Below are 19,744 nucleotides of genomic sequence, written 5' to 3' on the forward strand. Positions count from 1 at the left end.
GCAAGAGGACGGCCAGATGCGGCTCGCGGAGCTGAGCAGACGCGGCGGGGTCTCGACCGCGACGATCAAGTACTACCTGCGGGAGGGCCTGCTCCCGCCCGGTGAGCGGGTCTCGGCGACCCAGGCCGAGTACGACGAGGAGCACCTGCGCCGCCTGCGCCTGGTCCGCGCGCTGGTGCAGGTGGGCCGCGTGCCGGTGGCCACGGCCCGCAGGGTGCTGGCCGAGGTGGACGACGCCTCGGCCGGGCAGTTCGCCCGTCTCGGCGCGGCCGTGACCGCCCTCCCCCACGGCCCCGAGCCCTCGGGCGACCCCGCCACCCTGGCCGAGGCCCGCGCCAGGGCGGCGGAGGTGCTGCGCCAGGCAGGCCGGCCCGTGGTCGAGGAGAACCCCGCGCACGGCATGCTCGTCGCCTCCCTGGCGACCCTGCTGCGCCTGGGCTACCCCTGCGACGTGCCCCAGCTGCTGCCGTACGCCCGCGCGGCGGCCGGGGTCGCGGCCCACGACCTCGCGCTGATCGGGGAGTTCGAGGCGCCCAGCACGCAGTTGGAGGCGGCGGTGGCCCTGACCGTGCTCTACGAGCCGGTGCTGCTGAGCCTGCGGCGGCTGGCCCAGGCCGAGGAGGCCGCCCGCCGCTTCGGCCCCCGCGCCGGCGAGCCCGGGCCGGACCCCGGGACGTGAAACGGCCGTGGCCCCCTCGCCGCGAAGGGCGAGGGGGCCACGGCCGAACCGAGTACCCCCGACCGGATTCGAACCGGCGCTACTGCCTTGAGAGGGCAGCGTGCTAGGCCGCTACACAACGGGGGCCTGCTGCGGACCCGGAAAGGATCTCCCGAATCTGTACCCCCGACCGGATTCGAACCGGCGCTACTGCCTTGAGAGGGCAGCGTGCTAGGCCGCTACACAACGGGGGCTCGGTCGGTGAAGACCGTGCTGGGGTACCAGGACTCGAACCTAGACTAACTGAACCAGAATCAGTCGTGCTGCCAATTACACCATACCCCACCAAAACGCAAGCCGACCCGGCCGTCGTTCCGGTGAACGCCCCGGGGCCCGATCCTCCGGGCCGCCTCGGCGACGCGCCAAACAATACCCGATCGAGAACGGTGCCCCAAAACGGGATCCGTCCCAGGCCTCCGGTCCCGCCCGAACGCCCTTCGCGCGGGCGGCACTTCGGCCTCCCCGGGGCCGGCGGGACGGACCGCTCAGCCCCGCGCGCGGACGGGGTTGGTGAGCGTTCCGATGCCCTCGATCGTGACGGCCACCTCGTCGCCAGGCCGCAGCACCCCGACCCCCGCCGGGGTGCCGGTGAGGATCACGTCCTGCGGCAGCAGCGTCATCGCGGCGGTGATGTGCACGATCAGGTCCTCGACGTCCCGGATCATCTGCGCGGTGCGGCCGAGCTGCCGCTGCTCGCCGTTGACCGTGCACATGATGGCCAGGTCGGAGGGGTCGAGGTCGGTCTCGATCCACGGGCCCAGCGGGCAGGAGGTGTCGAAGCCCTTGGCGCGCGCCCACTGCGGCTCGCGCTGCTGCACGTCGCGCGCGGTGACGTCGTTGGCGCAGGTGTAGCCGAGGATCACCTCGCGGGCGCGCTCGCGCGGGACCTCCCGGCACAGGCGGCCGATGACGACGGCGAGTTCGGCCTCGTGGTGCAGCTCCGAGGAGATCGCCGGGAAGACGATCGGGTCGCCGGGGCCGGTCACGGCGGTGGAGGGCTTGAAGAAGGTCACGGGGACCTCGGGGACCTCGTTGCCCAGCTCGCGGGCGTGCTCGGCGTAGTTGCGGCCGATGGCCACGACCTTGCTGGGCAGCACGGGCGGCAGGAGGCGGACCTGGTCCAGCGGGACGCGCCGCCCCGAGCGTTCGAACGCGGCGAAGGGATGCCCCTTGATGATGTCGAGAACCGGCTCCCCGCCGTCCGCGGGGTCCTCGACCACGCCGAACCCGACGGTCCCGTCGATGGAAAATCTCGCGATGCGCACGGCCCCCACCCTAGGGCCGGGGGCCGGGACCTGGGGATCGGGGCCCGGCGTCGCTCTGCCGACGGCAGCCGGCCCCCGGGCCGGTCCCCGCAACAGGGAAGAGCGATCCCGCCACGGCTTGTCAAGCTGGCCCCTCACCGGGGCGGAGTCCTCCCGGCAGGGAAACCGACTCCCCGCCAGGGAGAGGGCGGCTCCCGCCAAGGCGAGAGCCCCCGGACGGGGCCCGGGGGCGGGCGGGCCGGTCGCGCGTGGCCGGTGTTCCCGCGCGGCAGCGCGTCAGCGGAGGCGGGCCATCAGGGCGTGTTCGACGAGGGTGATCAGGGCGCTCTTGGCCTCGGAGCGGTGGCGGGCGTCGGTCGTGATGATCGGGGCGTCGGGGCCGATCTGGAGGGCCTCGCGGACCTCGTCGGGCGAGTAGGGCTGGTGCCCGTCGAAGCCGTTGAGGGCGATGACGAACGGCAGGCCGCTGTTCTCGAAGTAGTCCACGGCCGGGAAACAGTCCGCCAGGCGCCGCGTGTCCACCAGGACGATCGCGCCGATGGCGCCGCGCACGAGGTCGTCCCACATGAACCAGAAACGGTCCTGCCCCGGGGTGCCGAAGAGGTACAGGATCAGGTCCTGGTCGAGCGTGATCCGCCCGAAGTCCATCGCGACCGTCGTGGTCGTCTTGCCCGCCGTGTGCGTCAGGTCGTCGATGCCCGCGGACGCCGAGGTCATCACCGCTTCGGTCCGCAGCGGATTGATCTCCGAGACCGACCCCACGAACGTCGTCTTCCCCACGCCGAACCCGCCCGCGATCACGATCTTCGCGGAGGTCGTGGAGCGGGACGGCGGCGCGGTGAGACCGGCGTCGTTAGAGCTTGCGAAGTCCACTGAGCACCCTTTCGAGCAGTGTCACGTCTGGCTGACCGCCGGGCTCGCCCTCGTGGCCCGGCTGGTGGATGGCGACGAGCCCGGCCTCGGCGAGGTCCGCCACCAGGATCCGCGCCACCCCCAGCGGGATGGTGAGCAGCGCGGACACCTCGGCGACCGACTTGACCTCGTAGCACAGCTGGCAGATGCGCTGGTGCTCGGGGAGCTGACCCGTCAGGTGCACCGGGTCGGCCGTGGTGGACACCAGGGCCTCGATGGCGAGCTGGTAGCGCGGCTTCGTCCGGCCCCCGGTCATGGCGTACGGACGCACCAGCGGCTGCGGCTGCTCCCCCTCGCCCGGCCTGCGGGCCGGCGCGGGCTGCTGCGGGCCCTGGCCGTGGCTCTGCTGCTGGTGGTGGGGAACGCCCTGGCCGGCGTCGTGCGGAACGTGCGGGTACTCCTGCCCGTGACCGGGGGGGCCGGGAGGCCCGGGCAGGCCGAGTCCGGACCGGTCGGCGTAGTCCTGCCGTCCGTTGCTGGGCGCCGAGGGGAAGTTGAAGCGCCCGGTGTGCCCGCTGTGGGGCTGCGGCGGGTACTCGTTGCCGTAAGGTCCGCCTGGGGGCGTTGCCACTGTTCCTCCTCGACTGCCTTTTGCTGTCCGCACCTTAAGGGGCGCGGGCCCAATCCGCACGGGCCGGCCGCTAGTTGAGCAGGCTGCCCTGGAGCTCGGCGCGCAGGTCGGGGGTCAGCACGTTACCCGCCCGGTCCACCAGCAACGCCATCTCATACCCCACCAGCCCGATGTCCGCCTCCGGATGCGCCAGCACCGCCAACGAAGAACCATCCGAAATCGCCATGATGAAGAGAAACCCCCGCTCCATCTCCACCACCGTCTGATTCACCGCACCACCCTCGAAGATCCGCGACGCACCAGCCGTCAACGACGTCAGCCCCGACGCCACCGCAGCCAACTGATCCGCACGATCCCGCGGAAACCCCTCGGACAACGCCAGAAGAAGACCATCAGCGGACACCACCACCGTGTGCGACACCCCCGGGGTGTTCTCCACAAAACTGGTGATCAACCAATTCAGGTTCTGCGCCGCCTGGCTCATCGGGCTCACACTAACGCTCCTGATCGTAGGTGTGACCGGGGCCGAGGCCCCGTTCGTCGTTCTGCGCGCCGCGCTGGGTGCTCGCGCCGCGGCCCTGCTGCACTCCGCGGCGCAGGCTGGTCAGCCGGCCGCGGACCTCCGCCGGATCCCGGGATATCTGCGGCCCCCCGGTCGCCGGCTCCGGAAGCGTGTGCTCGGTGAGGTTGGCCCGCGGCACCCGGCGGGGCAGACCCGCCGACGTGGTGCCGTCCTGGCGCTCCTCCCTGCGCGGTCCGCGGCCCTCCCAGCGTGCCATTCCCGGCGCGGGCGGCACCGGGGCGGGCGCCACCGGGGCGGCTTCCCGCGCCGGGGGCGCGGCCTCCGCCTCCGGGCCCGGCCGCGACCGTTCCCGGCGCGGCAGCCCGGCGCTGGTGGTCGTGCGGTACTCCGCCGCCACCGGGTCCGGCCCACCGAAGCCTACGCGCTGCGGGGCCGTCCCGGGACCACCGTGAGGAGAATCCGCGCGGGGCTGGAAGGCGCCGAATCCCGGCCGGTCGGAGGGGGGCGCGGCGTGCCGGGCGGGGCCTCCGGGGCGGGGCGCCGGCGAGGGCGCGGGCGGGTTGGGACGGCCGGCGGGCGGGGCCGTGGGGCGCGAGCCGAGGGCGGGGAGGCCGCCGAGCGGTCCGCGGCGCTCCGGGCGCGGGGGCGCGGGGCGTTCCGCGGCCGGCGGCTCGGTCCCGAAGCGGGCCGCGGCGGGGCGCTGCGGGGCCGGGCGCTGCCGGTCGGCCGGGGGCACGGCGGGGATCTCTCCGGTGTCCCCGCCGCGCGGGAAGCCGAGGGGGCCCTGGGCGGGGCGGCGCGCGCCGGGTCCCTGGGCGGCGCGCGGCACGGCGGCGGGCGCGGGCGGGCCCGCGGGCCGGGGCGCGGGGGCGGGCGGCTGGGGCTGCGCGGCGGCCGGGGCCGGCAGGAAGCCGGCGGGCTCCTGCGGCTCGGGGATGAGGCGGGAGACGGTGAACTGCTCCTCGCGCTGCGGGGCCCGGGAGGAGCTGCTCAGCGTGATGGCGTCCGGGAGCATGACCAGGGCCGTGGTGCCCGACTGCTCGCCGGAGGGGCGGAGCTGGACGCGGATGTTGTGGCGCTCGGCGAGCTTGCCGACCACGTACAGGCCCATCCGGCGGGAGACGGCGGCGTCCACGGAGGGCGGCTCGGCCAGCCGCTTGTTGATCTCGGCGAAGTCCTCCTGGGTCATCCCGATGCCCTTGTCGTGGATCTCGATCATGATCCGGCCGTCGGGCAGGCGGGTCGCGGTGACCAGCACCTTGGTGTGCGGCGAGGAGAAGGTGGTGGCGTTCTCCAGCAGCTCGGCGAGGAGGTGGGCGAGGTCGTTGACCACCGCGCCGTGGATGTCGCACTCGGGGAAGGCGGACATGTCGATCCGGGCGTACGCCTCGACCTCGGAGGCGGCGGCGCGCATGACGTCGATCAGCGCCACCGGCTGGTTCCACCGGTGCTGGGGCTCCTCGCCGGCCAGGACGAGGAGGTTCTCGCCGTTGCGCCGCATGCGGGTGGCCAGGTGGTCCAGCTTGAAGAGGTGCTCGAGCTGCTCGGGGTCGGCCTCGTTGTTCTCCAGCTCGCTGATGAGGCCGAGCTGGCGCTCGACGAGGGCCTGGTTGCGGCTGGAGAGGTTGGTGAAGATGGCGTTGACGTTGCCGCGCAGCAGGGCCTGTTCGGCGGCCAGGCGGACGGCCTCGCGGTGGACCTGGTCGAACGCCCTGGCGACCTCGCCGATCTCGTCCTGGCTGTTGATCGCGATGGGCGTGACGCGGGTGTCGACGTTGCCGGGGACGGTGCGGGAGAGCTCGTCGACCACGGCGGGCAGCCGCTGCTCGGCCACCTCGAAGGCGGCGGAGCGCAGCCGGCGCATGTTCAGGCTCATGAAGCGGGCCATCAGGCCGGCGAAGATGAACGCCAGCACCAGCGCGGCGACCACCACGGCCGAGTTGACCAGGACGTCCCGGCGGGCGTCGGAGGCGATTCCGCGGGCCTCCTCCACGGCGGCGTCCACCAGGGATGCCTCCATGGCGCGGTAGGCGTCGAACTCGGCGGTGGCCACGCGGAACCAGTTGTCGCGGGTGACGCCCTCCTCGGCCAGCTCCTCCGGGGAGGCGCCGCTGGCGATCGCCTGGACCATCTCCTCCAGCGGTGGCGCGCCCCGGGTCTCGGCGTCGGCCTGCTCCGCGGCGTCGGCCGTCAGGTTCTCCAGCTGCCCGGCGTCCTCGGGCGAGGCCGCGGCGGCGTACTCGGCGCTGGCGATCCGCTCCAGGTAGGCGTAGGACTCGAAGGCGTCGACCTGCTGCTCGGTCAGGACCTCGCCGGGCCCCGGGGCGACGATCAGGTGGGTGCCGATGGCGCGCTGGAGGGAGCTGGCGGCCTTGGCCAGGGACAGGCTGTAGACGCTGCGGCCGAAGGAGGTGACGTTGCCCGTATCCAGCCCCAGCTCGTTGGCGAACGACATCAGCGGGTGCTGGACCGCGACGTACGCCTCCTCGGTGTCCACGCCGGGCAGGTCGTCGGTGTACGCCCGCTCGCGCAGCGGCTGGAGGTCGGGCTCGACGCGGGTGACCTGCTGGACGCGGCGCTGGATCGTTTCGGTGCGCGGGGCGCGCTCCACGGCGGCGTAGAACACGCCGCGGGCGCGGTCCGTGGCGTCCCGGGCCTGGATCACCTCGGGGTCCTCGCGCCGGCCCTCCAGCAGGGCGGTGGCCGTCACGTCGCGCTCGTCGATCAGCGCGTGGCCGTAGGCGGTGGAGGCGCGGACCAGCTCGGCGGTGTGCTCGGCGTCCTCGGCCTCCTGCCAGGTGGTGTAGGCGTCGTAGACCTGGAAGCCGCTCAGGCCGAGGGCGACCAGGACGGGGATCAGCAGGATCGCGTTGAGCTTGGTGGCCACCCGCCAGTTGCGGGGCGCGAGTCTGGACCCGGAGGGGGGCGCGGGGGCGGGCGGCGGGGTCAGGGACTCATCGCCGCGTGCGGCGACCGAGGGCGGGGTGAAGTTGCCACGCCCGTCGGTCCTGGAGTCTCCCGACTCCCCCGACGGCGCGGGAGTCGCGTTGCTGCGCCTCACTGGGCTCTCACCTCTCGGCATCGGCATACCGTCTCCGCTGGCTGCCACGACGGAGTTGTGTGGATTCCAGCACGACGGCTGTTGACTTTCCAATCCCCCGAACCGCGCCGTTTTCAGCCTGGTACCTCAGGGGCGAATCGGTCATTTATGCCTTGACCGGGCAAAGTGCCGAGAATTCGTGTGCACAGGGGCATGGAATGCTTGCCCCGCGTGCTAACGATGGGGAGGTTAATCGTTGAATTGTTATGAGCTTCCGGAGGCGCGGTGGCGGAGGCCGCGCGCTTCCGGCGGGCCGTTCAGTGCAGGCGGGCGAGCAGGGCGTGCTCGACGAGGGTGATCAGGGCGCTCTTGGCCTCCGCGCGGACGCGGGCGTCGGTGATGATGATGGGCACGTCGGGGCCGATCTGGAGGGCCTCGCGGACCTCGTCGGGCGAGTAGGGCTGGTGCCCGTCGAAGCCGTTGAGGGCGATGACGAACGGCAGGCCGCTGTTCTCGAAGTAGTCCACGGCCGGGAAACAGTCCGCCAGGCGCCGGGTGTCCACCAGCACCACGGCCCCGATCGCGCCGCGCACCAGGTCGTCCCACATGAACCAGAAACGGTCCTGCCCCGGGGTGCCGAAGAGGTACAGGATCAGGTCCTGGTCGAGCGTGATCCGCCCGAAGTCCATCGCGACCGTCGTGGTCGTCTTGCCCGCCGTGTGCGTCAGGTCGTCGATGCCCGCGGACGCCGAGGTCATCACCGCTTCGGTCCGCAGCGGATTGATCTCCGAGACCGACCCCACGAACGTCGTCTTCCCCACGCCGAACCCGCCCGCGATCACGATCTTCGCGGAGGTGGTCGAGGAGGAGGGGGCCGGGCGGCCCGCGGCGCCCGAGGCGCTAGAGCTTGCGAAGTCCACTGAGCACCCTTTCGAGCAGTGTCACGTCCGGCAGCCCCCCCGGCTCGGCGTCGTGCCCCGGCTGGTGGATGGCGACGAGCCCGGCCTCCGCGAGGTCCGCCACCAGGATCCGCGCCACCCCCAGGGGCATACCCAGGAGCGCGGACACCTCCGCCACGGACTTGACCTCCAGGCAGAGGTGGCAGATCCGCTGATGCTCCGGCAACAGCCCCTGGAGCTGGAGCGGTTCGGCCGTGGTGGACACCAGGGCCTCGATGGCGAGCTGGTAACGCGGCCGGGTGCGGCCGCCGGTCATGGCGTACGGACGGACCAGCGGCTGGTCGCCCTCGTCGTCGAATGAGCCGTAATGATGCGGAACACCGTACGGGCCCTGCGAGGGCGGCGGGGTGGTCATTGCTCCTCCGAGCGGGACATGAGGGTGGGTGGTGGGGCCGGGGAGTGTGGTGCTCATGTGGGGGGAGCCGGTGCTCAGTTAAGCAGACTGCCCTGGAGTTCCGCGCGCAGGTCGGGGGTCAGCACGTTACCCGCCCGGTCCACCAGCAACGCCATCTCATACCCCACCAGCCCGATGTCCGCCTCCGGATGCGCCAGCACCGCCAACGAAGAACCATCCGAAATCGCCATGATGAAGAGAAACCCCCGCTCCATCTCCACCACCGTCTGATTCACCGCACCACCCTCGAAGATCCGCGACGCACCAGCCGTCAACGACGTCAGCCCCGACGCCACCGCAGCCAACTGATCCGCACGATCCCGCGGAAACCCCTCGGACAACGCCAGAAGAAGACCATCAGCGGACACCACCACCGTGTGCGACACCCCCGGGGTGTTCTCCACAAAACTGGTGATCAACCAATTCAGGTTCTGCGCCGCCTGGCTCATCGGGCTCACACTAACGCTCCTGCTGCTGGTACGAGGGACCGAGTCCCCGGTCCGGGTCGGCGCCGGTGGCCGCACCGGCCTGGCGCCCCTGCTGGATGCCGCGCCTGAGGTTGGTCAGCCGGCCGCGGACGTCGTCCGGGCTGCGGGAGACCAACGGCCCCGGCGCGTCGGCGGGTTCCTGGGCCGCGCCGGCCACGAGGTTGGCGCGCGGCACGCGGCGGGGCAGGCCCGCGGTGGTGACGCCGCCGGCCGCGGGCTGCCTCAACTGCTCGGCCTGGCGCCACTGTTCGTCGTTGGGCGAAGGGCGCCAGGGCGCCTCGGGGGCGTCCGCGCCGGGGCCCGCGGCGTGCGCGGGGGCGTGGGCGGCGGGCGCGTGCGCGGGCTCGGGGCGCGCGGACGGCGCGGGCTCGCCGGCCTCCTCGGGGGCGGGGGCCGGGACGGCGCGGCGGGTGCCGAACCAGGTGGACTCCATCTCCTCGAAGATGGGCGTCCGTTCGTCCGCGCCCGGCAGGGCGCCCTCGGGCAGCGGGCCGCTCAGCTCGTCGAGGGCGGCGGGGGGCGCGCCGAAGGCGGCGAACGCGCCGGTGTCCTCGGGCCGTTGGGGCGCGGGCTGCCCGTCGTACGGGCCGGGGCGCTCCCCCGGGGAACCGGCCGCGGCGGGCAGGGCGGCGGGGGCCGGGGGCTCCTCGGCGGGCAGCGGGTGCTCGGCGGGGCCGGTCTCGTCGTGGCCGCGCGGCCGGTCCTCCTCCGCCCGGTCCGGGCCGGGGGCGCCGGGAGCACCCGGGCCGGGAGGCGCCGGGAGGAACGCGTCCTCGCGGGCGGTCCGGCCGCCGGGCCCGGGGCCCGCGCCGGGGTCCACGACCGGCAGGGCGCCGCTGTCCTCCGCGGCCCCCGCCCAGCTCGGCCGGGAGCCGCCCGCGGCGAGCGGCGGGGCCGGGGGCTCGGCCCCGGAGGGCGCCCCGCCGCCGGGCAGCGGCGGGCGGGTGCCCCCGACGGGCCGCGAGGGCAGGGCCGGGCGGCCCTGGGCGCCGGGAGCCGGGGCGCCGGGGCCCTGGCCGGAGACGGGCTGCGGGCGCGTGGGCTGCGGCCGGGGCGCGGGCGGCCGGGAGGGCCCGGAGCGCACCGGCAGGGCCGGCCCTCCCCCTGGCCGCTCGCCCGCGCGAGGGGCGGCCCCCGGCGCGGACCCCCAGGCCGGGGAGGCCGCCGGGCGTTCCCCGGGGCGTTCGGCCTCCCCCGCGGCCCTGGCGGGCGCGGCCTCGTCCCGGGGGTGCGGGGGGCGCGGGCCTTCGCCGCGCCCGGGGGCGAGCGGGGCCGCGGGGCGCGGGCGGCCGGGCTCGGGGCCGCGGCCCGGGTCGCCCGCCGGGGCGCCGGGCCGGGTGCGCGCGGCGCCCTGGGCGACATCGGCGGGCAGCATCACCAGCGCGGTGGTGCCGCCGGAGTCCGAGGGGCGCAACTGGATGCGGATGTTGTGGCGCAGCGAGAGGCGCCCGACCACGAACAGGCCCATGCGCCGGGAAACGGAGACGTCCACGGTCGGCGGGTTGGCCAGCCGGTCGTTGATCTCGGCGAGGTCCTCGGGCGAAAGGCCGATGCCCGTGTCGTGGATCTCCACCAGCACCCGCCCGTCGGGCAGGGCGTGGCCGGTGACCTTGACCTTCGTCTGCGGCGAGGAGAAGGAGGTGGCGTTCTCCAGCAGCTCGGCGAGCAGGTGCACCAGGTCGTTGACGACCCGGCCGACGACCTCGCTCTTGGGCACGGCGCTCAGCTCGATGCGTTCGTACTGCTCCACCTCGGAGGCGGCGGCGCGCAGCACGTCCACCAGCGGTACCGGGCGGGTCCAGCGGCGGCCCGGCTCCTCGCCGGCCAGGACGAGGAGGTTCTCGCCGTTGCGCCGCATGCGGGTGGCCAGGTGGTCCAGCTTGAACAGCGAGGAGAGCTGGTCGGGGTCGGCCTCCCGGGACTCCAGCTCGGAGATCAGGGAGAGCTGGCGCTGGATCAGGCCCTGGCTGCGGCGGGAGAGGTTGGTGAACATCGCGTTGACGTTGCCCCGTAGCAGCGCCTGCTCGCCCGCGAGGCGCACGGCCTCGCGGTGGACGTCGTCGAAGGCCTGGGCCACCTGGCCGATCTCGTCCCGGGTGTAGACGCCGACCGGCTCGACGGTGGTGTCCACATCCTCGGGCTCGGCCTCGGACATGTGCCGGACAACCTCGGGCAGCCGCTCGCGGGCCACCTCCTGCGCGGTGTCCTGGAGGCGGCGCAGCGAGCGGATCATGGAGCGGGCCACGACGAAGGCTCCGACCACCGAGACGCCGAGCACGAGCAGGACGAGGGCGCCGTTGAGGAACGCGTCGCGCTGGGCGTCGTCGCGCAGGGAGCGGGCCTGCTGCTCCATCTCGTCCAGCAGGGTCCGCTCGATGACGTGCATCGCGTCGATCTTGGTGCGGTCCTCGTCGTACCAGTCCCGGTAGGAGCGCGGGTTCTGGCTCATGCCGTCCGGCGCGCCGAAGACCTGCGTGGCGTACTGGTCGGCGGCCACGATGTTGGCGTCCCCGCCGCCCCGGAGGCGGTCCAGCAGGCGGCGGGCGCCGTCCTCGTCGCCGTAGACCTCGACGAAGCCGTCCAGCTCGCTGTCCTCGGAACGCTGGTGGGTTCCGCCGAAGCGCCAGTCGCTCTCGGAGAGCGCGGCCTCCTCGCCCGGCCGCTCGGCGCGGGCCAGGCCCGCGGTGATGAGGGCTCGCTGGATGGAGGCGTGCTCCTTGGCCGAGGAGAACGCCATCAGCGCGCGGGTGCTGCGGATCATGTCGCTGTTGCTGGTGGCCTGGGCCAGGTCCTGGGAGAGCCGCTGGAGGGCGTCGATGAGGCCGCTGTAGCGGGTGACCGTCTGGGAGAAGTAGGCCGGGTCGCTGTACGCCTCGTCGCGGATGTCGCTCAGCTCGCCGAGGCGGCGGCGGATGTCGATGACGGTGGCCTCGATCCCGGCCAGGTCCTGGTCCTCCCGGGAGGCGTCCAGCGCGTCGTCGAAGGCCTGCACCGCCTCGTCGGTGTCCTCGCGGGCGGAGGCGACCTCGTCGCCGGCCGGGCCCCGGCCGCTGACCAGGGGGCCGGCCGAGCGGTCGCGCTCCTCCTGGAGCGCGGAGCCCAGCAGCGTGGCCTGCTGGGCCATGTCCGTGAGCACCTGCATGTTCTCCAGTTGCTCGACGTTGTCGAGGGAGTTCTGGATGCGCAGGACGCCCAGGACGGTGGCGGCGGCGACCGGGAGGGCGATCAGGGAGACCAGGCGGGTGCTGATGCGCCAGTTGCGCAGGGCCAGACGCGAGCCGCCGCCCGCGCCGGGGCGGGCGGCGGAGGGCAGATCGGCGGGCCTGCGGGGTGCGCGCGAGGGGCCGGGGGTGCGGCGCGTGCCGCGGCGCCCCCGGTCGGCTGCGCCCGGCGCGGGGCTGCCGGGGGTCTCGCGGTCCGACGCGTCGCTCGGCTCCGCGTCTCCCGCGCTGCCTTCCCTCTTGAAACGTCCCTGCACTAGCGTCGCAACCTCTGGACCAGGCGTCCCGCCGCCGCGCGGCGGGACGGTGTCGTAGCCGGGGGCGATCAGCCCCGTTCACGGTCGTCGGGCAGACCGGCGCGTCGGTGATCAGCCGGTGCTGACCGGTGTGCGCCCTCGCACACGGCTCCCTGACTCGCGGCGGTCCGTGGAATTCCAGCACAGTGGCCGATCTCCAACAAGGGCCGGAGGGCCTCGCGTGATCCGGGTGACACTGCGCTGGGCCATGATCACCGCAGGTGTGCGCCCGCGGCCAGGAACCCGGACAACTCCCCCCACGGCCGTCACCCGTTGAGCACGGGCTCCGGGGGGCGCGGGGCCCGGGACGCGGGCCTTTGTCCACGGGTGAGCGTTTCGCCCCCCGCGAGGGGCCGCCCGCGTTGCCCCTTTTGCGGCAACGATGGTGAGCAAACTCACACCCGTCGAACGGCTGAAACCCGCCGGGGAACGGGTATGCGCGTTCCCTTGCGCCCTTGCCCGGCGGGCGGGCCGGGCAGGACAATCCTCTCGCCGGCCCGCGCCGGCCCCAGACAGCCCACGACGCGACGACCCGAGGCAGACCCGTGAAGACGACCCTCCCCCTGCGCTCCCTCGCCAACCCCCGGCGGACCACCCTGGCCCACCTGGCCGACGCCGACGGCCTCGCCCGGGCCACGGTGCCGGGCGCCGCCGAACGGCCCCTGCCGGCCAGCACGGCGAACCCGCGCAGGACGGTGCTCGCCTCGGCGCCGGGCCTCGGTCAGGGCTGAACGCACGCCCGCGCCACGGCCGTTGCGCAGCCGCAGGCGCCCCGGCACGGCCACGAACCCGGCGCGGACACGCACGGGCCGCGGGCATTGCCGACGCGGGCGAGCAGCAGCGCGGGCGGGCCCGCGTGGGCCCGTCGGGCGACTCAACCGGCGGGGAACGCCGGTGGGCGCGGGACCGGCGACCGGTCCCGCGCCCTTGCCCCGCCCGGGGTGGTACTGCCCCGGGACCTCAGCCCTGCCAGCTGTGGGGCGCGTTGTAGGTCCGTGCGCGCTCCAGACGGCGCCAGGGCGCCGCGTTGCGCCCCGCCTCCACGCCGGAGCCCGGCTGGTCGCGGCGGGCCGCGCGGGCGAGCAGCAGCGCGGTGACCGCGGCCAGCTCCTCGTCCGTGGCCCGGCCCTTCTCCACCCGCACCAGGTGCGGGTCGGCGACGGTGGTGGCACTCATGGTGTGCTTCTCCTCGATGGCTGGCCGCCGGGCTACTGCGGCGGGTTCCCGTGCTTGCGGGCGGGCAGGTCGGCGTGCTTGGTGCGCAGCATCTCCAGGGCGCGGATCAGGACCTCGCGGGTCTCGGCCGGCTCGATCACGTCGTCCACCAGGCCGCGCTCGGCCGAGTAGTACGGGTGCATCAGCTCGGCCTTGTACTCCTTGACCATGCGGGCGCGCATGGCCTCGGGGTCCTCGGCGGAGGAGATCTGGCGGCGGAAGATCACGTTGGCGGCGCCCTCGGCGCCCATCACGGCGATCTCGTTCGTCGGCCAGGCGTAGGTGACGTCGGCGCCGATGGACTGGGAGTCCATCACGATGTACGCGCCGCCGTACGCCTTTCGCAGGACGACGGAGATCCGCGGCACGGTGGCGTTGCAGTAGGCGTACAGCAGCTTCGCGCCGTGCCGGATGATGCCGCCGTGCTCCTGGTCCACGCCCGGCAGGAAGCCGGGCACGTCCAGCAGCGTGACGATCGGGATGTTGAAGGCGTCGCACATCTGCACGAAGCGGGCGGCCTTCTCCGAGGCGTGGATGTCCAGCACGCCGGCGAAGGACTGCGGCTGGTTGGCCACCAGGCCCACGACCTGGCCGTCCATCCGGCCCAGGGCGCAGATGATGTTGACCGCCCAGCGCTCGTGGACCTCCAGGAACTCGCCGTCGTCGACCAGCTCCTCGATGACCGAGCGCATGTCGTAGGGGCGGTTGCCGTCCACCGGGACCAGGTCCACCAGCGCGTCGCAGCGCCGGTCGGCGGGGTCCTTGGCCTCGGCGGCCGGGGGGTTCTCGCGGTTGTTCGAGGGGAGGAGGGAGAGCAGGAAGCGGACCTCCTCGATGCAGGACTCCTCGTCGTCGTAGGCGAAGTGCGCCACGCCCGAGGTCTCCGCGTGCACGTCCGCGCCGCCCAGGCCGTTCTGTGTCACCTCCGCCCCGGTGACGGCCTGCACGACGTCCGGCCCCGTGATGAACATCTGGGCGGTCTCCCGCACCATGAACACGAAGTCGGTCAGGGCCGGCGAATAGGCGGCGCCGCCCGCGCAGGGGCCGAGCATCACGGAGATCTGCGGGATGACCCCGGAGGCCCTGGTGTTGCGCTGGAAGATGCCGCCGTAGCCGGCGAGGGCCGAGACGCCCTCCTGGATGCGCGCCCCGGCCCCGTCGTTCAGGGAGACCAGGGGGGCGCCGGCCGCGATGGCCATGTCCATGATCTTGTGGATCTTCGCGGCGTGCGCCTCCCCGAGGGCGCCGCCGAAGATCCGGAAGTCGTGGGCGTAGACGAACACCGTCCGCCCGTGCACGGTCCCCCAGCCCGTGATCACCCCGTCCGTGTAGGGGCGCTTCGCCTCGAGCCCGAACCCGGAGGCCCGGTGCCGGCGCAGCATTCCCACCTCGCGGAACGAGCCGGGGTCGAGCAGCAGGCCGATCCTCTCCCGAGCGGTCAGCTTCCCCTTGGCGTGCTGCGCCTCCGTCGCCCGCTCGGACGGCCCCCGGAACGCCTCCTCACGCATCGCCAGCAGCTCCGCGACCCGCCCCCGCGCGTCGAGGGCGGGTGCCGCGGAGGAGTCGAGTGAGTCGATCTCAGCCTGATCGGTCATGTATAGACCCTACGAAATACGGCCCCCGTCCGCTCTCGTCAGTTCCGTACAGTCTCCCGAGCCGTTTCATGGTCGCGCTGCACAGAACGGCAGTACAGAGCGCTCTCCGCTGCACGCTCACCACAGCGGGACTGGAGCCGGACTGTTGAATCTCTACAGGGGCGCCCCGGTGTCACTCGGCCGATACCCACCGGACGCCGGGCGTTCGCCCGCGGCTGCTCACGCGCCGGGGCGCAGGCCGGCGCGCAGCAGGCCGAAGGTGTACGCGTCGTCCAGCGCCTGCCAGGAGGCGGCGATGACGTTGTCGGCGACGCCGACCGTGGCCCACTCGGCCGTGCCGTCGCTGGTGGTGATCAGCACGCGGGTGGTGGACTGCGTGCCGTGGCGGCCCTCCAGGATGCGGACCTTGTAGTCCACCAGCGTCAGCCGGGCCAGCTCGGGGAAGAGCCGCTCCAGGCCCGCGCGCAGCGCCCGGTCCAGGGCGTGCACGGGGCCGTTGCCCTCTCCCGCGGCCAGGATGCGCTCGCCCTTGGCCCAGATCTTGACGGTGGCCTCGTTCTCCAGCCGGCCGTCCGCCCCCTGGTCGGTGATCGTGCGCCAGGACTCCAGGCGGAAGAAGCGGTGCGGGCCCTCGGTGACGGCCTCGCGCAGCAGCAGCTCGAAGGAGGCGTCGGCGGCCTCGTAGGAGAAGCCGCGGGACTCGCGCTCCTTGACCAGCTCCACGACCCGGCCCAGCACCTCGCGGTCGCCCAGGTCGTAGCCCAGCTCCTTGCCCTTCAGCTCCACGGAGGCGCGCCCGGCCATGTCGGAGACCAGCATCCGCATGGAGTTGCCGACCAGCTCGGGGTCGATGTGCTGGTAGAGGTCGGGGTCCACCTTGATCGCGGAGGCGTGCAGGCCGGCCTTGTGGGCGAAGGCGGACAGGCCGACGTAGGGCTGGTGGGTGGCGGGGACGAGGTTGACCACCTCGGCGATGGCGTGGGAGATCCGGGTCATCTCGGCCAGGGCGCCGGGGGGCAGCACGCGGCGGTCGTACTTCAGCTCCAGGGCGGCGACGACGGGGAAGAGGTTGGCGTTGCCCACGCGCTCGCCGTAGCCGTTGGCGGTGCACTGCACGTGGGTGGCTCCGGCGTCCACGGCCGCGAGGGTGTTGGCCACGGCGCAGCCGCTGTCGTCCTGGGCGTGGATGCCGATCCGCGCGCCGGTGTCGTTCACCACGGTGCGAACGACCGCCTGCACCTGCGCGGGGAGCATCCCGCCGTTGGTGTCGCAGAGCACGACCACGTCGGCCCCGGCGCGGTGGGCGGTGCGGACGACCTCCAGGGCGTAGGCGGGGTTGGCCGCGTAGCCGTCGAAGAAGTGCTCGCAGTCGAGGAAGACCCGCCGGCCGTGCGCCCGCAGGTGGGCGACGGTGTCGCGGATCATGGCCAGGTTCTCCGCCAGGGAGGTGCGCAGCGCCAGCTCCACGTGCCGGTCGTGGGACTTGGCGACGAGGGTGACCACGGGCGCGCCCGAGTCCAGCAGCGCCGTGACCTGCGGGTCCTCGGCCACGTCCACGCCGGCCCTGCGGGTCGCGCCGAACGCCACCAGGCGGGCGTGCCGGAAGTCGATCTCCTCGCGGGCGCGCCGGAAGAACTCCGTGTCCCGGGGGTTGGCGCCCGGCCAGCCGCCCTCGATGAAGCCGACCCCGAACTCGTCCAGGTGCCGCGCGATGGCGAGCTTATCGGCGACGGTCAGGGTGATGCCCTCGCGCTGCGCCCCGTCGCGCAGCGTGGTGTCGAAGACGTGGAACGCGTCGCCCGGGGCGGCCGGGGGCGGTGCGGAGGGTTCCGTGGTCATGGCCGTGAGCTCTCCTGTCCGGGAACTGGGTGGTGAGGGGAAGGGCGCGGGAAAACGAAAAGACCCCTCGCGGGTGCGAGAGGTCTGCGCGCGGGTCGGGAGCGGGGCTGTGGCTACCCGTGACCGGCGCGCTGGTCACCCATAATCGTGGTGATCGAAAGCATGAGGGCAGTGTGGCACAGGTGTGCTCCCGTGCCACACCGCCGTCTCACGATCCGGACGTCACGGCCTTCCCGGTACGGCGGGTCAGGGGATGCGGTGCATCCAGCCGTGCGGGTCGGGGGCCTGGCCGGTCTGGATGCCCAGCAGCTCGCGGCGGAGCCGGGCGGTGACCTCGCCGGTCTGCCCGTCGCCGACGGTCCAGGCGGCGTCGGTGGACTTGACCGAGCCGACCGGGGTGATCACCGCTGCGGTGCCGCAGGCGAAGACCTCGGTGAGGGTGCCGTCCTCGTTGCCCCGCTGCCAGTCCTCGGTGGAGATGCGGACCTCGCCGGTGGCGTAGCCGAGGTCGGCGGCGATGGTCAGCAGCGAGTCGCGGGTGATGCCGGGCAGCAGGGCGCCGGTCAGCTCGGGGGTGACCAGGCGGGCGCTGTCGCCGGAGCCCTCGACGAAGTAGAGGTTCATGCCGCCCATCTCCTCCACCCAGCGGTGCTCGGCGGCGTCCAGCCAGACGACCTGGTCGCAGCCGTTGCGGGTGGCCTCGGCCTGGGCCAGGAAGGAGGCCGCGTAGTTGCCGGCGCACTTGGCCGCGCCGGTGCCGCCGGGGGCGGCGCGGACGTACTCGCGGGAGAGCCAGACCGAGACCGGCTTGATGCCCTTGGCGAAGTACGCCCCGGCCGGGGAGGCGATCAGCATGAACAGGTACTCGTTGGCGGGCCGGTTGATGCCCAGGCCCACCTCGGTGGCGAACATGAACGGCCGCAGGTACAGGGACTGCTCGCCCTCGCCCGGGACCCAGGCGCGGTCCTGGGCGACCAGCAGGTCGATGGCCTCCACGAAGGTCTCGACGGGCAGCTCCGGCATGGCCAGGCGGCGGGCGGAGTCCTGGAAGCGGCGGGCGTTGGCGTCGGGGCGGAAGACCGCGACCGAGCCGTCGGGCTGGCGGTACGCCTTCAGCCCCTCGAAGATCTCCTGGCCGTAGTGGAGCGCCATGGTGGCGGGGTCCATGGAGATCGGCGCGTACGGGGTGAGGCGGGCGTCGTGCCAGCCGCGGCCCTCGGTCCAGCGGATGGTGACCATGTGGTCGGTGAAGTACCGGCCGAAGCCGGGGTTGGCGAGCACGGCCCGGCGCTCCGCGTCGGAGAGCGGCTGGGCGGCGGGCTTGAGGTCGAATGCGATGGCGGGCGTCGTCATGGCTAGCGCGTCCTTCACGTCGGTCGGAGAGGCGGGCCGCCTGCCCCGTCGTCCGATGCCGGTAGTAGGACGTCCGATCAACCGGAGGTGCGTGGGTCCCGCGTCTCGATTATGGCGCGGGGCCCCGCGGCTCGCGCAGGGGGCGGCCCGTGGGAATTCCCAGGGGCGGAAACGTTCCTTGCTGCGGGAGCCCGGGGCGTGCGGAACCGCTCGCCGCCGGGCGCCCGTGGCCCGGCGGAGGAGGGTCTCTCCGTGCGGGCCTAGCCGGCTACTCGCGCCACCAGGGCGTCGCCGATGGCGGAGGTGGAGCGGGCGGTCGCGACGTCGCGGGCGGCCAGGTCCGCGACGACGGCCTCCTCGATGCGCGCGGCCTCGGCGGCGTGGCCGAGGTGGCGCAGCAGCAGGGCGACGGACAGCACGGTGGCGGTGGGGTCGGCCTTGCCCGTGCCGGCGATGTCCGGGGCGGAGCCGTGGACCGGCTCGAACATCGAGGGGAAGGCGCCCGTGGGGTTGATGTTCCCGGAGGCGGCCAGTCCGATGCCGCCGGTGATGGCGGCGGCGAGGTCGGTGAGGATGTCGCCGAAGAGGTTGTCGGTGACGATGACGTCGAAGCGCTGCGGCTGGGTGACCATGAAGATCGTGGCGGCGTCGACGTGCAGGTAGTCGGTGGTGACCTGCGGGTACTCCCGGCCCACGCGGTCCACGGTGTTCTTCCACAGGTGGCCGGCGTGCACCAGGACGTTGTTCTTGTGGACCAGGGTCAGCTTCTTGGCCGGGCGGGCCGCGGCCCGCTCGAAGGCGTCCCGGACCACGCGCTCCACGCCGTAGGCGGTGTTCAGGGAGACCTCGGTGGCGACCTCGGCCGGGGTGCCGGTGCGCATCGAGCCGCCGTTGCCCACGTAGGGGCCCTCGGTGCCCTCCCGGACGACCACGAAGTCGATCTCGGGGCTGCCCGCCAGGGGTGAGGCGGTGTTCGGGAAGAGGCGGCTCGGGCGGAGGTTGACGTAGTGGTCGAAGGCGAACCGCAGCTTCAGCAGCAGGCCGCGCTCCAGGACCCCGGAGGGGACCGACGGGTCGCCGACGGCGCCCAGCAGGATCGCGTCGTGAGCCTTGAGCCGCTCCAGCTCCTCGTCCGGCAGGGTCTCGCCGGTGGCGTGCCAGCGGCGGGCGCCCAGGTCGTACTCGGTGGTCTCCAGCTTCACGTCCGGGGGCAGCACCGCGGAGAGGACCTTCAGCCCCTCCGTCACCACCTCGGGACCGATGCCGTCGCCGGGGATCACTGCGAGATCAAGAGTCCGAGCCATGCGCAGACGATACGCCGCGCCCCCCGGGGCGGCCCGCCGCGTCCACGATGC

General features: G+C 73.6%; 16 protein-coding genes and 3 tRNA genes. 2 read left to right on the forward strand and 17 right to left on the reverse strand.

Annotated features, from left to right (window positions below):
* Window positions 1-16 precede the first annotated feature (16 nt).
* Window positions 17-679, forward strand: a complete 663-nt coding sequence (locus RM780_RS14895; protein ID WP_311631188.1) for a MerR family transcriptional regulator — start codon at window positions 17-19, stop codon at window positions 677-679.
* A gap of 53 nt (window positions 680-732) precedes the next feature.
* On the opposite strand, the gene RM780_RS14900 is transcribed toward RM780_RS14895, so the two are convergent.
* From RM780_RS14900 to RM780_RS14955, 12 genes are all read right to left on the reverse strand, one after another.
* A tRNA-Glu gene (locus RM780_RS14900) sits at window positions 733-805 on the reverse strand.
* A 34-nt stretch (window positions 806-839) separates the two neighbouring features.
* Window positions 840-912, reverse strand: a tRNA-Glu gene (locus RM780_RS14905).
* 19 nt (window positions 913-931) lie between these two features.
* Window positions 932-1,003, reverse strand: a tRNA-Gln gene (locus RM780_RS14910).
* Window positions 1,004-1,203: 200 nt separating this feature from the next.
* Window positions 1,204-1,983, reverse strand: a complete 780-nt coding sequence (locus RM780_RS14915; protein ID WP_311631189.1) for a fumarylacetoacetate hydrolase family protein — start codon at window positions 1,981-1,983, stop codon at window positions 1,204-1,206.
* 276 nt (window positions 1,984-2,259) lie between these two features.
* A complete protein-coding gene (locus RM780_RS14920) occupies window positions 2,260-2,856 on the reverse strand; it encodes a GTP-binding protein (protein ID WP_311631190.1) in 597 nt (198 codons plus the stop codon).
* Entirely contained in the window at window positions 2,837-3,466 is a 630-nt protein-coding gene (locus RM780_RS14925; protein WP_311631191.1) for a DUF742 domain-containing protein, read from the reverse strand. The genes RM780_RS14920 and RM780_RS14925 overlap by 20 nt, the downstream gene beginning before the upstream one ends.
* 70 nt (window positions 3,467-3,536) lie before the next feature.
* Complete coding sequence (locus tag RM780_RS14930) at window positions 3,537-3,950, reverse strand: roadblock/LC7 domain-containing protein (protein ID WP_311631192.1); 414 nt, start codon at window positions 3,948-3,950, stop codon at window positions 3,537-3,539.
* A gap of 10 nt (window positions 3,951-3,960) precedes the next feature.
* On the reverse strand, window positions 3,961-7,050 hold the full coding sequence (locus RM780_RS14935; protein WP_311631193.1) for a nitrate- and nitrite sensing domain-containing protein: 3,090 nt from the start codon (window positions 7,048-7,050) through the stop codon (window positions 3,961-3,963).
* Between the two features lie 296 nt (window positions 7,051-7,346).
* Window positions 7,347-7,949, reverse strand: a complete 603-nt coding sequence (locus RM780_RS14940; protein ID WP_311631194.1) for a GTP-binding protein — start codon at window positions 7,947-7,949, stop codon at window positions 7,347-7,349.
* Window positions 7,930-8,343 (reverse strand): DUF742 domain-containing protein, encoded by a 414-nt coding sequence (locus tag RM780_RS14945; protein ID WP_311631195.1) that lies wholly within the window; start codon window positions 8,341-8,343, stop codon window positions 7,930-7,932. Before RM780_RS14945 ends, RM780_RS14940 begins: the two co-directional genes overlap by 20 nt.
* Window positions 8,344-8,417: 74 nt before the next feature.
* Window positions 8,418-8,831 carry a roadblock/LC7 domain-containing protein gene (locus RM780_RS14950; protein ID WP_311631192.1) on the reverse strand — a complete coding sequence of 138 codons (414 nt, stop codon included), beginning with the start codon at window positions 8,829-8,831 and terminating at the stop codon, window positions 8,418-8,420.
* Window positions 8,832-8,841: 10 nt separating this feature from the next.
* The gene (locus tag RM780_RS14955; protein WP_311631196.1) at window positions 8,842-12,348 is read right to left on the reverse strand and encodes a nitrate- and nitrite sensing domain-containing protein; all 3,507 of its coding nucleotides are present in this window, start codon (window positions 12,346-12,348) and stop codon (window positions 8,842-8,844) included.
* 584 nt (window positions 12,349-12,932) lie between these two features.
* On the opposite strand from RM780_RS14955, the gene RM780_RS14960 reads away from it, so the two are divergent.
* Window positions 12,933-13,118 carry a hypothetical protein gene (locus RM780_RS14960; RefSeq protein WP_311631197.1) on the forward strand — a complete coding sequence of 62 codons (186 nt, stop codon included), beginning with the start codon at window positions 12,933-12,935 and terminating at the stop codon, window positions 13,116-13,118.
* A 229-nt stretch (window positions 13,119-13,347) separates the two neighbouring features.
* Here RM780_RS14960 and RM780_RS14965 read toward each other — a convergent pair whose 3' ends face one another.
* The 5 genes from RM780_RS14965 to RM780_RS14985 all read right to left on the reverse strand — a co-directional run bounded on the left by RM780_RS14965 (window position 13,348) and on the right by RM780_RS14985 (window position 19,693).
* The gene (locus tag RM780_RS14965) at window positions 13,348-13,563 is read right to left on the reverse strand and encodes an acyl-CoA carboxylase epsilon subunit (RefSeq protein WP_311631198.1); all 216 of its coding nucleotides are present in this window, start codon (window positions 13,561-13,563) and stop codon (window positions 13,348-13,350) included.
* A 32-nt stretch (window positions 13,564-13,595) separates the two neighbouring features.
* A complete protein-coding gene (locus RM780_RS14970; RefSeq protein ID WP_311631199.1) occupies window positions 13,596-15,197 on the reverse strand; it encodes an acyl-CoA carboxylase subunit beta in 1,602 nt (533 codons plus the stop codon).
* A gap of 219 nt (window positions 15,198-15,416) precedes the next feature.
* Window positions 15,417-17,036, reverse strand: a complete 1,620-nt coding sequence (cimA, locus tag RM780_RS14975; RefSeq protein ID WP_311631200.1) for a citramalate synthase — start codon at window positions 17,034-17,036, stop codon at window positions 15,417-15,419.
* Between the two features lie 246 nt (window positions 17,037-17,282).
* Complete coding sequence (locus tag RM780_RS14980; RefSeq protein ID WP_311631201.1) at window positions 17,283-18,389, reverse strand: branched-chain amino acid aminotransferase; 1,107 nt, start codon at window positions 18,387-18,389, stop codon at window positions 17,283-17,285.
* A gap of 260 nt (window positions 18,390-18,649) precedes the next feature.
* Window positions 18,650-19,693, reverse strand: coding sequence for a 3-isopropylmalate dehydrogenase (locus RM780_RS14985; protein ID WP_311631202.1), 1,044 nt, complete (start codon window positions 19,691-19,693; stop codon window positions 18,650-18,652).
* Between the last annotated feature and the right edge of the window lie 51 nt (window positions 19,694-19,744).

The organism is Streptomyces boetiae, assembly GCF_031845405.1.
In the GTDB taxonomy this organism is placed as follows: Bacteria; Actinomycetota; Actinomycetes; order Streptomycetales; family Streptomycetaceae; genus Streptomyces; species Streptomyces boetiae.

Bases quoted from the DNA above. Each gene is read 5' to 3' on its own strand.
- RM780_RS14930 (WP_311631192.1), bottom strand. From the start codon at position 3,950: ATGAGCCAGGCGGCGCAGAACCTGAATTGGTTGATCACCAGTTTTGTG.
- RM780_RS14945 (WP_311631195.1), bottom strand. From the start codon at position 8,343: ATGACCACCCCGCCGCCCTCGCAGGGCCCGTACGGTGTTCCGCATCAT.
- cimA (WP_311631200.1), bottom strand. From the start codon at position 17,036: ATGACCACGGAACCCTCCGCACCGCCCCCGGCCGCCCCGGGCGACGCG.
- RM780_RS14970 (WP_311631199.1), bottom strand. From the start codon at position 15,197: ATGACCGATCAGGCTGAGATCGACTCACTCGACTCCTCCGCGGCACCC.
- RM780_RS14950 (WP_311631192.1), bottom strand. From the start codon at position 8,831: ATGAGCCAGGCGGCGCAGAACCTGAATTGGTTGATCACCAGTTTTGTG.
- RM780_RS14985 (WP_311631202.1), bottom strand. From the start codon at position 19,693: ATGGCTCGGACTCTTGATCTCGCAGTGATCCCCGGCGACGGCATCGGT.
- RM780_RS14965 (WP_311631198.1), bottom strand. From the start codon at position 13,563: ATGAGTGCCACCACCGTCGCCGACCCGCACCTGGTGCGGGTGGAGAAG.
- RM780_RS14895 (WP_311631188.1), top strand. From the start codon at position 17: ATGCGGCTCGCGGAGCTGAGCAGACGCGGCGGGGTCTCGACCGCGACG.
- RM780_RS14980 (WP_311631201.1), bottom strand. From the start codon at position 18,389: ATGACGACGCCCGCCATCGCATTCGACCTCAAGCCCGCCGCCCAGCCG.